Annotated in this window: 11 protein-coding genes; 4 read left to right on the top strand and 7 right to left on the bottom strand. The window is 71.7% G+C overall.

The window, feature by feature from the left end; all coding sequences use genetic code 11:
• Positions 1–9: 9 nt before the first annotated feature.
• Both OG408_RS22050 and OG408_RS22045 read right to left on the bottom strand, forming a co-directional pair.
• Positions 10–1,941, bottom strand: a complete 1,932-nt coding sequence (locus tag OG408_RS22050) for an HAD-IIIC family phosphatase (RefSeq protein WP_285573761.1) — start codon at positions 1,939–1,941, stop codon at positions 10–12.
• A 24-nt stretch (positions 1,942–1,965) separates the two neighbouring features.
• A complete protein-coding gene (locus OG408_RS22045; RefSeq protein WP_266781093.1) occupies positions 1,966–2,667 on the bottom strand; it encodes a hemerythrin domain-containing protein in 702 nt (233 codons plus the stop codon).
• Positions 2,668–2,856: 189 nt separating this feature from the next.
• On the opposite strand from OG408_RS22045, the gene OG408_RS22040 reads away from it, so the two are divergent.
• Positions 2,857–3,303 (top strand): SRPBCC domain-containing protein, encoded by a 447-nt coding sequence (locus OG408_RS22040; RefSeq protein ID WP_326671523.1) that lies wholly within the window; start codon positions 2,857–2,859, stop codon positions 3,301–3,303.
• A gap of 54 nt (positions 3,304–3,357) precedes the next feature.
• On the top strand, positions 3,358–4,608 hold the full coding sequence (locus OG408_RS22035; RefSeq protein ID WP_326671521.1) for an FAD-dependent oxidoreductase: 1,251 nt from the start codon (positions 3,358–3,360) through the stop codon (positions 4,606–4,608).
• A 138-nt stretch (positions 4,609–4,746) separates the two neighbouring features.
• Here the strand turns inward: OG408_RS22035 and OG408_RS22030 are convergent, their stop codons facing one another.
• The 4 genes from OG408_RS22030 to OG408_RS22015 form a co-directional block, all read right to left on the bottom strand.
• Positions 4,747–5,967, bottom strand: a complete 1,221-nt coding sequence (locus OG408_RS22030) for a cytochrome P450 (RefSeq protein ID WP_285570872.1) — start codon at positions 5,965–5,967, stop codon at positions 4,747–4,749.
• Positions 5,968–6,128: 161 nt separating this feature from the next.
• Positions 6,129–6,491, bottom strand: a complete 363-nt coding sequence (locus OG408_RS22025) for a hypothetical protein (RefSeq protein ID WP_266781085.1) — start codon at positions 6,489–6,491, stop codon at positions 6,129–6,131.
• A gap of 103 nt (positions 6,492–6,594) precedes the next feature.
• Positions 6,595–7,650 (bottom strand): ketoacyl-ACP synthase III family protein, encoded by a 1,056-nt coding sequence (locus tag OG408_RS22020; protein ID WP_266781083.1) that lies wholly within the window; start codon positions 7,648–7,650, stop codon positions 6,595–6,597.
• A 167-nt stretch (positions 7,651–7,817) separates the two neighbouring features.
• Positions 7,818–9,962, bottom strand: a complete 2,145-nt coding sequence (locus tag OG408_RS22015; protein WP_326671516.1) for an MMPL family transporter — start codon at positions 9,960–9,962, stop codon at positions 7,818–7,820.
• A gap of 193 nt (positions 9,963–10,155) precedes the next feature.
• Between OG408_RS22015 and OG408_RS22010 the strand changes: the two genes are divergently transcribed.
• Positions 10,156–11,274 carry an amidohydrolase family protein gene (locus tag OG408_RS22010; protein ID WP_266781078.1) on the top strand — a complete coding sequence of 373 codons (1,119 nt, stop codon included), beginning with the start codon at positions 10,156–10,158 and terminating at the stop codon, positions 11,272–11,274.
• On the top strand, positions 11,271–11,654 hold the full coding sequence (locus OG408_RS22005) for a metal-sulfur cluster assembly factor (protein WP_266781076.1): 384 nt from the start codon (positions 11,271–11,273) through the stop codon (positions 11,652–11,654). Before OG408_RS22010 ends, OG408_RS22005 begins: the two co-directional genes overlap by 4 nt.
• 80 nt (positions 11,655–11,734) lie before the next feature.
• On the opposite strand, the gene OG408_RS22000 is transcribed toward OG408_RS22005, so the two are convergent.
• On the bottom strand, positions 11,735–12,337 hold the full coding sequence (locus OG408_RS22000) for an NADPH-dependent FMN reductase (protein ID WP_266781074.1): 603 nt from the start codon (positions 12,335–12,337) through the stop codon (positions 11,735–11,737).
• Positions 12,338–12,364: the final 27 nt, after the last annotated feature.

Genomic DNA, 12,364 nt, shown 5'->3' with positions numbered 1-12,364 from the left:
GGGTACCCGTCAGCCGGGGCCGGGCCGGAAGGAGACGTCGAGGGTCACATGACCGGGGGCCTGGGGGATGACGGCCAGCGAGTGGCGGAAGGCGAGGTGCCCTTCGGCGTTCTCGTCCGTGGTCTCGAAGCCGAGCGAGGGGAGGAAGTCGCGCACCTTGTGGTTCTTGGCGGTCGGCAGGTAGCTGCCGTGCACGGCCGGCGCCCCGGTCTCCCTGGCGTGGTCCAGCAGTGCGGCGAGCGCCGCCTGCTCGATGCCGCGGGCGAAGACGCGGCAGCTCAGCAGGACGTTGTCGAGGTGCAGGCCGTCCTCGTCGCGGTGCGCGAACAGGGCCCCGACGACGCCGTTGTCCCCGAAGCGGTCGCCGGTGCGGATGGCGAGCACGAGATGGTCCGGGGAGTCGAGCCGCTGCTGGACGTCGGCCTTCTGTAGCCGCTGGGTGGTCAGGTTGAACTGGTTGGTGCGCAGGGTGATCTGGGCGATCCGGGCGAGTTCGTGGGGGCGCACCGGCGAGACGTCGACGCGCACGTCCAGCTCCCGCAGGTAGTCGTCCATCGACCCCGTGCTGTCCAGGAGGTCACGGCGCCCGGCGTCGGCCCGGTACTGACCGGCCCGGTCCCGGTCGGCGTCGGTCAGCTCGCGGGTGTCGAACCAGCCGTCGGCGAGCAGCCGGCCGATGTGCAGGGCGGGCTCCTCGTCGAGGCGGACCACGGCGGTGTCGGGCAGGTTCGCGGCGACGAGCCCGCATTCGAAGGGCGAGTCGTCGGCGAAGACCAGACTGTCCACGCCCAGGTTGAGACGCTCGGCGATGGCGCGGAGATTGCCGTCCTTGGGCTCCCAGTTGGCGCTGACCGCCACGAAGTCGGCCTCGCGCAGCCGCATGTCCGGGTGGTCGCGCAGTACGTCGATGACGGCGTCCCGGTCGTTCTTGCTGCAGACGGCGAGCAGGACGCCCTGGGAGCCGATCTGCTTGACGACCTGCTGGAAGGCGCCGAACGCCGCTCCGCGGTAGGTCGTCGCCGCCGCGATGCCGCCCGGTCCGTCGTCGCCGAGTATCCCGTCCCACAGGGTGTTGTCGAGGTCGACGACCAGCACCTTCTTGGTGCGGCCGCGCACGGCCCGGGCCAGGTGGCCGATCTCCCGGGCGTACCGGGCCAGCAGTTCCTCGCCGAGGTGCACACCGGCGTACGCGGCGAGCCGGCTGTCGCGCACCGGTCCGGACTCGGCGATCAGCGGGTCGAGGTCGATCACGTGCACCCGCGGGTGATCGAGCGCGAGCCGCAGCAGCCCCGTGTTGAACTCGCGCCATTTCAGCGAGAGTTCCGTACGGGAGCGGTGGTCGACGAGCTGCCGGGTGTGGACGGTCAGGAGCGGCAGGGTGTTGAGCACCAGGACTCCGGAGCCGTGCCGCATGTACTGCTCGACGAGTCCGGTGAGGAGCCGGAGCTTGGCGTCCAGGACCTCGGACACATCACCGGGGCCCCACGGCGCGGGGAGTTCGTCGAAGACGATCTGTGCGTCGAGCAGGCAGAGCGCGAGCTCGGTGTCCGGCGCGTACAGCGGGCTGCCGGTGTCGCGCAGGTCCCGCAGCCAGGAGTCGTGCTCGCCCCGCAGCAGCCGCAGCGGCACGCCGTGCCGGGCGAGCTCCGCGGTGAGCGAGGCGCCGAGCGCGTCCAGGGTGCCGTGGCCGGTGACGGCGGCGGTCAACGGGACCGCGCCGGGGTGGAGTTCACGGACCGCCCCGGGCTCGGTCCTGGCGAGCAGTCCGCCGGCCCGGGACAGGCCCCGCCAGCCGTCCTTCGCCTGCGCGATCTCGGCGAGCAGCCCCGGGACCCGGGGGTACTCCGCCGCGATGCGGCCCTCGTCGTGCAGGGCGCGCAGCCGCTCCGCCGCATCGGCCCGGGTGGTCTGCGCGGTCCTCGGTGCTGTGGGTGCCGTCACGGCCTTTCCCCTCCTCGCTGTCGCTCAGGCGCGGCCGGCCGACCGCGTCCCGTGAAGTCCGGCCCTCGCACGGCGGTGCAGCCCCTTGCCCGCGACCCGCCACAGCAGCCGCACGGGTCCGGGCAGCCGGCCGAGGAACTCGTCGTAGTGTTCGGGACCGGCCGCGGAGGCCATGGCGCCGAGCATGTAGAGCCGGTATTCCTTGGGCACGGCGTCGCGGCCCCGCTCGCTCAGCCGTCCCCACTCCTCGGCGGTGAACCGGCCGGGCACCAGCGGAAGGATGTGCCGCTCCTCGTCCGCGAGGTGTTCGTCCAGGGCCGGCAGGAGGTCGGTGCAGGCCTTGACGAGTACGTCACGCAGCGCCGGATCCGCCGAGTCCCGCCAGCGGGGCAGCACGTCGGCAACCTGTCCCAGGGATCCCGCGATCCGCTCGTGCTGCTGTTCCATCCGTAACAGCAGAGCGGGGTCGACCTCCGGGTCCCCCTCCAGCCTGGGCCATACGAGCTCGTCCTCGGCAAGGTGGTGTTCCTCCAGCATCGAGTCGAGTGCGTCGAGGTGGGATGCCACGGTCCTGCTGCGCCGGGTGTCCCCGGCGTCGACCGCCTCCACCAGACCGACCGCTGTGCGGTACTCCTGCTGGAAGAGCCGGTGCACGACCACCATCTCGCCGGTGTCCGGCTCGCTCGATCGCCGCTTGGCCGCCATTTCCTTCACCCTGGCCTTCATGATCGGTTCGTTGCACCCGGAGCTTGGCCGGGTGCTCTTAAGGGGTACTTGTGCGGACCGCACCGGGACCCGGACCGGCGCCCCCGGAGCGTTTAGCCGGGCTGAAGCGGAGGACCGCAGAGTGCGGCAGGGGCCGGATGCCCCGCTTTCCGCCCGACCCCGCCGCCGTGAAAAGGAGTGCACCCTCCCATGCGCCGTATCTCGTCCGAGGTCCACATCGTCGCCGATCCCGGCCGGGTGTGGGACGTACTCACCGATTTCGCCCGCTTCGAGGAGTGGAACCCGTTCCTGGTCTCCGCCGCCGGGCGGGCCGATCCCGGCACCCGGCTGGCGCTGCGCTTCCGGCTGCCCGGCGGCCGCGAGATGGACTTCGCGCCGACCGTGCTGGCCGCCGAGCCCGGCCGGCTGCTGCGCTGGCGCGGCCGGCTCGGGATTCCGGGGATCTTCGACGGTCTGCACAGCTTCGAGCTGACCGCCCGGGACGGCGGCACCCACGTACGGCAGAGCGAGCGGTTCAGCGGGCTGCTGGTCCCGTTCTGCGGCTCGCTCGTCCGGGAGAGCGGTGAGGGTTTCGCCACCCTGACGGATGCCCTGAAGACCCGGGTGGAGGCGCAGATCCCGCAAGGACGCCTTTAGCTCCCCGCTGGAGCATCCGACCCGACCGTGGCTCCCCAGAGAGGCAGGACGACGATGACAGCAGAGCTGACCGCCCAGGTGTGCGTGGTGGGCGGCGGGCCGGCCGGGCTCGCCCTCGCGGTGGAGCTCGCCCGGCGCTCCGTCTCCGTGGTGGTGCTGGAGCAGAGCGGCCACTTCGACCGCTCCTTCCGCGGCGAGTCGGTGTCGCCCGACTCGGTGTGGCTGCTGGACCGGCTGGGGCTGCTGGACCGCCTGGAGGGCTCCTACCAGCGGATGCACCACATGGAGATCATGGACGGCGGACGGACCGTCATGCGCGCCGACTTCGAGCGCTTCCCCTACCCGAACCCCTACCCGGTGGAGCTTCCGCAGCCCGCGCTGCTCTCCGCACTGGCCGAGGTGGGCGAGGACCTGCCCGGCTTCACGCTGCTGCGCCGCGGCACCGCGGTGGGACTGCTGCGTGACGACGACGGCCGGATCACCGGGGCACGGGCCCGCACCCCCGACGGTGAGGTCACCGTGCGGGCCGCCCTGACCGTGGCCGCCGACGGACGCTTCAGCAAGGTCCGCGAGATGTCCGGACTGCCGTACGAGAAGGTGCCGCTGGACCGCGACGTGGTGTGGCTGAAGCTGCCGTTCCCCGCCGAGTGGGACGACCGCACCTACCGCATCCGCATCCGGGGCGACCAGCACGGCCTCTTCATCCCCACCCACCCCGACAGCGTCCGGGTGGGTTTCAACATCCCCAAGGGCGGGCTGAAGGAGCTGCGCGCCAAGGGCCTGACCGCGCTGTACGAGCGGCTGGACCTGCTGGCGCCCGAGTTGTCCGGCGCGGTCCGCCAGGAGGTCACCAGCTGGTCGGACACCTCGATGCTGGACATCTTCACCAGTGTGGTGCCGCGCTGGTCGATGCCCGGTCTGGTGCTGGTCGGGGACGCCGCGCACACCCTGACCCCGATCCTGGGGCAGGGCGTCAACCACGCCATCATCGACGCCGTCACGCTGGCGCCGCTGCTGGAGCGGGCGTTCGCGGCCGTCGACGCAGGCGCGGTGGAGCGGGCCACCGAGGAGTTCCAGCGCTCCCGGGAGAAGCCGGTGAGCCGCTCCCGCCGGCTCCAGCTGCGCCAGGAGAAGCTGTTCGAGCTGCACAGCCCGCTGGGCGGCGCGCTGCGGCGCTCGCTCTACCGGGTGATGGATCGCAGCCCGCGGCTCAAGCTGCGGGTTCTGGCCGGGGCCTACTTCCAGCTGCAGAAGCCCGGTCCGGTCGCCGACCGCCGTACCACGCAGCCCCGCGCCGGGGCCTGAGGGTCCGGCGACGCACGGCCTGCGCCCTCCCACCGGTCGCCCGGTGGGAGGGCGCAGGCCGTGCGTCGCCGGACATGTCACTGCCCGGGCCTCCGTCGGAGGTCCGGGCAGTGGCGTGGAGCGGTCCGTACCGGGTCGTCACCAGGTGACCGGCAGCCGCTCCAGGCCGTGGACCATCATCCCGGTGGTCATCCGCAGGTTGTCCACGTCGTCGGCGAGGGCGAGGTCCGGGAAGCGGCGCAGCAGTGTGGAGAGCGTGATCTGGAGCTCCGCCCGGGCCAGCGCGGCGCCCAGGCAGAAGTGCGCGCCGTGGCCGAGGGCGAGGTGCCCGGTGGCCGAGGGGCGGGTCGGGTCGAAGGTGTCCGGGTCGCCGTCCGTGAAGCGGTCGGCGTCCCGGTTGGCCGAACTGGTCGCCGCGATCACGCCGCTGTTCTTCGGTATCAGGGTGCCCCCGATCTCGACGTCCTCCAGGGTGATCCGGTACGGGCCGCCGTCGCCGATGGGGTTGATCCGCATCAGCTCCTCGACGGCGTGCACCATCAGCTCCGGCCGCTCCCGCAGCGCCGCCGTGTGCTCGGGGTGGCGGAGCAGCGTCAGCACACAGGTGCCGATCATGCTGACCGTGGTCTCGTGGCCGGCGACCAGCAGCGTGATGCCCATGACGATGAGCTCCATCTCGCTGAGGCTGCCCTCCTCGTCGTGGGCGTTCACCAGCGCGCTCATCAGGTCGTCGCCGGGCTCCTCGCGCTTGCGCTGCACGAGCTGGCCGAGGTAGCCGAACAGCTCCATGCGGTTGGTGTTCATCTCCTCCGGCGACATCGACGTCAGCGAGACGAACGCGTCCGACCAGCCCCGGAACTTGTCGCGGTCCTCGAAGGGCACTCCGAGCAGCTCGCAGATCACCATGACCGGCAGCGGGAAGGCGAAGACGGTGTTGAGGTCGACCGGACCGTCCATCTTCTCCATCTCGTCCAGCAGCTCGTCGGTGAGCTCCTGGATGCGCGGGCGCAGGTTCTCCACCCGGCGGGCGGTGAACTCGCGGGACACCAGCCGGCGCAGCCGGGTGTGCTCGGGCGGGTCCATGGTGAACAGGCTGGCGGGCATGGGCGGCAGGTTGGTCAGCTTCGGCGCGTCCGGCTCCACGGTGGCCGCGCGGCTGAAGCGCGCGTCGCCCAGCACCGCACGGACGTCCTCGTGGCGGCTCACCACGTAGCCCTCGTCCCCGCTGGGGAGCCGGACCTTGGCCACCGGGCACTGGGCGCGCAGTTCCTCGTAGACGGGGGGAACCTGCACCGCCGAGGGGCGGCGGAAGGGGTACTGAAGCTCGTCTTGGCCGACGGAGGACGCGGTGCTGTCCATGGGCTGGATACTCCTTCTGTGGGTGACGGTCGATCGGCACCCACGCTCCCAGCCGGGGCTAGTGGCCCGGTAAAGGACGCCGCGGACTGCGCGGGTCCGGACCCGCGAAGGGCCCGCGACCTGGGGTGGCCGCGGGCCCTTCGGGTGGCGCCGGTGGTCCGTCAGGCCGTGGGAATCCCGTGTCCCAGGGCGCGCCTGAGCGCGAGGTGGGTCAGCCAGGCCATCCCGAAGGTGAAGGGGGCCGCGGTGTCCTCGGCGGGGCCCGGAATGGCGGAGCAGACCAGCATGATGGCGAGCGGGATCCAGACGCGCAGCACCAGGTTCTGGACGGCCGCCGTGCCCGGCGCGAGCCTGGCGAGTAAGGGCACGAGCAGCCCGGCCACCGCGAGCGGGATGGTGAGACCGGTGTGCTTCACCGCCTCGAAGACCGTCCAGACGAGCAGGAAGAGCCCGAGCACTCCCCAGGCGACACGTACGGCAGCGGACGCGGACTTCGGCTCGGTGTCGGTGCTCTCTGGGGTCATGTCGTCTCTCTTTCCGTGTCATTCGGCGTAGCGGTCGCACTACAGACCGTCAGTATGCAGGGTGGGGACGGGACTTGCCGGTGACTCGGATGCCGCGCGCCCGTCAGGCGGGCACGGCCTCCCCGAGGCCGACCGGCGCCCAGTCCGGCTGCTCGGTGATCTCGAGCACCGCGCAGGTGCAGCTGAAGCCCGATCCCCCGCCGACCATCAGCACCCGGTCGCCGACCGCCAACTGACGGTGCTCCAGCAGGTGGTTGAGGGCGGCGATCTGGTCGCCCGCGCCGAGGTGGCCGACCCGGCGGGCGAAGTCCCAGGTGGACTTCTCGAACGGCAGCCCCAGCAGCTGCGGCACCTGCCACTGCATCCGGCTGCGGCCGCTCGCCAGCACCACCACCCGCGCGACGTCGTCCCGCCCGATGCCCGCGTCGGCCAGGGCGTGGTCCACCACCTCCTTCACCACGGCACCGACCCGCTGCGTCGCCGCGCGGAAACCGCCGGCGTTGGTACGCATGTAGTGACCCACCCGGCCGAGCAGGTCGAGAGGTTCACCGGTCGGAACGGCCTTCAGCTCGGCGCCGCGCACCACGGCCTCCATGGCGTTGTCCGAGCCACTGGCGGTGGACAGCAGCCGGGCGACACCGCCCCGGCCGGACAGCACGAGCGCGGTCGCCCCGTCGCCGTAGACGAAGCCGGGCTCGCTGCTCCAGCGCTTGATCAGCGGTGCGCCGAACCGGTCGGCGGTGGTGACCACGGCCGCCTTCTCCGGCTGCGCGTCCACCTGGCGGGCGGCCAGCTCCAGCGCCCCCAGGGCCGCGTTGCACTCCTGCTGGAAGCCGAACGCGGTCGCGTCCCGGCCCAGCGCGTGGCCGGCGACGTACGACGCGGCCGGCCACATCTCCACGCCCTGGAACCAGATGCCGGAGTGGATCAGCAGCCCCACGTCCGCGGCGTCCAGACCGGACCGCTTGACGGCGGTGGTGGTGGCCTGGACCGCCATGTCGGGCGGCGCGGTGCTCTCGTCGGCCACACAGACCGAGATCAGGTCGTCCTGCTCGGCCTGTTCCGCGTCGTACCGGCCGTCCTCCACGGCGGTGCGAGCCTGCTCGGGCTCGGCCAGCCACACTCCCGTTCCCGCCACATAGACGTTCTCCCAGCGCATGGGACAGCTCCTTTCGACACGGACGTTGCCAGGATCATCGGCACAACGCCTTTGGCCCGGCTAAAGAGCGGGGCCGGCACCGGTTCCCGGACACGGCGCCGCCCGGGACCCCTGTCACCCGGGTCCCGGGCCGCGCCTCCGCCGGTGAGGCGGCGGTCAGGAGGCGGTCAGGAAGCGCTCGCCGCGGGCTGCTCCGCCTTCTTCTGCGCGGGGGCCGGCTCCTGCGCGGACGGTCCGGCGTCCGGCGGTTCCATCCGGTCCAGGCGCAGGGCCCGGTGCAGTCGCCGCAGGGGGGCCGGGGCCCACCAGTTGGCGCTGCCGAGCAGGGCCATCAGCGAGGGCACGAGCAGGGCCCGCACCACGGTCGCGTCGACCAGCACGGCGAACGCGGTGCCGAGGCCGAGCTCCTTGATGAAGACCAGCCGGGAGAGCGCGAGGGCGCCGACCGCGAGGCAGAACAGGGCCGCAGCCGACGTGACGACGGGACCGGTCCTGGCGAGCCCCTCGGCCACCGCCGCCCGGTCGTCGAGACCGGCCGACCTGCCCTCCTTGATCCGGCCGAGCAGGAAGACGTTGTAGTCCGTGGACAGGCCGAAGGCGAGCGCGAAGACCAGCACGGGTGTGGTGACCTCGATGCCGTTCTGGGCGGCGAAGCCGAAGTGGCCGTCCTGGAAGACCCAGACCAGGAAGCCCATGGCGGCTCCCGTGGACAGCAGGTTCATCACGAGCGCCTTGAAGGGCAGGATCAGCGATCCGCAGAACGCGAAGAGCAGCAGCAGCGTGACGACGGTGAGGATGCCCGCCGCGAGCGGCAGTTTGTCGCCGATGCTCTCCTTCTGGGCCAGGAAGTCCGCGGTCAGTCCGGTGTAGCGGGACGGGTGCGGCGCCTGGACGTCCTGGACCGCCGCGGCGGCCTCCTTGGCCCCGGTGCTCAGCGGCGCGCCGCCGAGCACGGCGTCGATCTCCCAGTGCCCGTCGTCGAGACGGAACGGGGCGCCGACCGACTCGACGCCCGGGACCGAGCCGATCTGCCGGGCGTACGAGGCGAGCGCGGCCCCGTCGCCGTTCGTGTCGAGGACGATCTGGAGCGGCGAGGCGGGCGGCTTCGCGAAGTCCTTCTCCAGGCTCTGGGCCACCTTGCCGGCGCTGGTGTCGGCGGGCAGCGTGGAGGCGTCCGCGCCGGTGAACTTGATGCCGAGCACCGGCGACGCGACCAGCAGCAGCACCGCCGTGGCGGCCACCGCGACGACCGCGGGCCGGTGCATGACGGCCGAGGCCAGCTTGTGCCAGCGGTTGCCCGCCGCCTCGCCCGCCGAGATGTCGCGCTGCCAGCGGCGCGGCGCGAGGGAGTTGACCCGCCGGCCGAGGACCGCGAGCAGCGCGGGCAGCCCCAGCAGGGCGAACAGGGCGGCCGACACGACGGTGATGACGCCCGCGAGGCCCATGGAGCGCAGATACGGGTGCGGGAAGGCGATGAGGGCGGCCAGTGCGGCGGCCACGGTCAGCGCGCTGAACAGGACGGTGCGCCCGGCGGTCGCCACCGTGCGCCGGACCGCCTCGCTGCCCGCGCCGTGCACCGCGATCTCCTCGCGGTAGCGGGACACCATCAGCAGCCCGAAGTCGACCGAGAGACCGAGTCCCAGCGCGAAGGCGAGGTTGAGCGCTCCCGTCGAGACGCTGGTGAACAGGGTGGCGAGCCGCAGCCCGGCCAGGGTGAGCAGCAGGGAGACGATCGCGCCGACGAGCGGCACCAGTGCGGCGACCACTCCGCGGAACACCAGGAACAGCAGGATGAGGATGAACGGCAGGGCCAGCGTCTCGGCCTTGGCGAGGTCGGTGTTGGACACGTCGGCGACCTGGACGTGTCCGGGGGTCGGACCGCCGAGCCAGACGTTGCCCCGGAGTGCCGGGTCGTCCTCGATGGCCTTCTGGAGGGCCTTCTCGGCGTCGATGGTGGCCGACTCCTTCATCGGGCCGACCGAGCCGATGACGAGGGTGCTGCGGGAGTCGTCCGAGATCAGGGACGGGTTGGACGCGGAGGCGTAGTCGAGGACCTGCTCGACCTCGGGCCGTGCGTCCAGCAGCGCGGCCGCGGCCGCCACCCGGGCCAGCTTCGGGGTCTTCGCGTCGAGGGGCGCGTCGGTGCGGACGAGCAGGGCGTACCCCTGCTGGGCGTCGATGCCGGTGGCCTTCTCGATGACGTGCCGGGCCGCGACGTTGGCGCCGCCCGGGTCGTCGTAGTCGGAGAGCCCATTGGTCAGTTTGCTCTGCACCGTGCCGCCGAAGAGTGCGGCCAGCACAGTGGCGAGCACGGCCAGTAAGAGGCTGGCACGCCGCCTGGTATGCAGCGCTGAGCCCAGGGCAGAGAACATGGATCCTCACCTTCCGTCGTTGCACCGAGTCTGGACGCGCGCGCTTTAGCCCCGCTGAAGTCCGCTGCCGGACACTCGCCCCGGCCGCATCCCGAACCGTAGCGGCCGGCAACCGCTGTGACGGGAGATCCAGTTGATCGACAATATGTTCGTCATTGATGCCACCGTCCATCCCTACAATGTCGCGGACAGCAATCTCAGGAAAGACGGCGAATTCCCGAACCTGCACGCATTCGCGCTGCGGGAGATGCTCTGGGGCATGCACGAGCGCTTCGCGACGAAGGGTTCGTCGATACCGCGCGAGGCGTTCTGCACCGACTGGCCACCGGAGTTGCTGGCCTGGACCCTGTTCTCCGAGTCCGATGTGGACATGGCCGTCAACCACCGGCTGCGCATCGACAGCGTCTTCGAGGACGGTCTGTGCAATGGCGAGAAGAACCGGGTCCTGGCCGAGAAGTGGCCCCAGCGGATCGTCCCGTACGCGGGTATCAATCCGCTGCTCGGCGTCGACGCCTGTATGCGCGATCTGCGCGAGCAGGTGGAACTCCTGCCGGGCACCATCGGCATCAAGGTCTATCCCAATGCCGGTTCACCCGACCACAGCTGGCGGCTCGACGATCCGGAGTTCACCCCGTTCTTCGAACTCGCCAAGGAACTGGGCATAAAGATCATCGCCGTTCACAAGATCGTCCCCAATGGGCTTGTCCCGCTGGGGCCTTTCGGAATCGACGACCTCGAGAACGTCGCCATCCGCCACATCGATCTCTCCTTCGAGATCGTGCACGCGGGACTTCCCCCCTTCGTGGAGGAGGTGGCGATGGCTCTCATGCGGCTGCCCAACGTCTACGCCAACCTGGAGATCACCTCGGCGATCCTGGCGCACGGCATGGGATACGTGGAGGAGGCGCTGGCCCAGCTCATCTCGCTCGGCGGCGCGGAGAAGATCATCTACGCCTCCGGGGCCCTGCACTTCCACCCGCAGCCGGTGCTGGAGAAGATGGCGCGGCTCACCTTCTCCGACCGGATCCTGGAGCGGTACGGCCTGGAGCAGATCACCCAGGAGCAGCGCGCGGCGTTCCTGGCCGGCAACTACGCCCGCATCGCGGGGATCGACCTGCCGGCGGCGGCCGAGCGGATCCGCGACGACGAGTTCGCGGCCTACCGCGCGGAGCACGGCACGCGCCCGATGTGGTCCTACTGGCGGGAGACGCAGCCCCAGCTGTGGACCCCCGAGTCCGAGGCCGCGGCATGAGCCCGCAACCGCCCGTCGGTGAACGGGTGCACGCGGCGCTCTGCGAGGTGTACGACCCCTGCAGCCAGTCCTGGCAGCGCCCCATGAGCCTGGTCGATCTCGGCCTGGTGCGGGACGTGGCGGTGGGCGACGACGGCCACGCCACGGTACGGATCAGCCTCACGGCCCCGTTCTGCATGGCCGTGCCGACGATCATGCAGTCGGTCGAGCAGAAGGTGGGCGTCGTGCCGGGCATCACCGGGGTGAAGGTGGAGCTCGACGGCGGCACGATCTGGCGTCCCGAACTGATGACGGACAAGGGGCGCGAACTGCTGGCCGCCGCGCGCGCCACCGACCGTCGCAGCCTGCCGCTGGTCAGCGTCAACGAGAACTGCGACTGAGCGGGACGCCCGAGCGCGCGGGGCGCAGTGGAAGGGGCCGGGCATCCTGGGGGATGCCCGGCCCCTTCCATTTCCCCGTGCTACAGCGACGCGCCGGCCGGCTCCCGTCCCTGCACCACGGCCTCACGGCCCTGCCGCATCCGGGCGAAGTCCAGTACCTGGCCGGTGAGGATGTCCAGGCGCCGGGCGGTCCGGGGGTCGGCGCAGCCGGTCTCGGTGAACTCCGTGCCGGCCGGCACGACCACGCCCATCGGGACGGTCCAGCCGCGCAGCGACTGGGCACTGGCCCGCAGTCCGGCCAGCGCGGACGCCCCGGCCACGTCGTTCCAGGCGACCGTGAGGCATCCCACCGCCCGCCCGTCCAGATAGCCCGGGGTGTCCCCCGCCAGGTCCTCGGTGTGGTCGAGGGCGTTCTTGAGGAGACCCGACATCCCCCCGTGGTAGGTGGGGCTGGCCAGCAGTACGCCGTCGGCGTTCCGCAGCACCTCCAGCAGCCGCAGCGCCGGTCCGGACCGGGTCACCGCGTCCGGGTCGTACAGCGGCATCACGAGGTCGGGGCCGGACAGCAGGGTGACGCGGGCGCCGGCCAGCCGGGCCCGTGCGGCACAGTCCCGCAGCACGGCCGCGGAGACCGAGGTGGAACGCAACGAGCCGCCGATGGCGGCGATTCGGATCGGGCGCATGACGACTCCGGAAGGGTCTCGGTCGGA

This window comes from Streptomyces sp. NBC_01257, from assembly GCF_035917255.1.
Taxonomy (GTDB): domain Bacteria; phylum Actinomycetota; class Actinomycetes; order Streptomycetales; family Streptomycetaceae; genus Streptomyces.
This window is presented reverse-complemented; position numbering and strand designations above follow the sequence as displayed.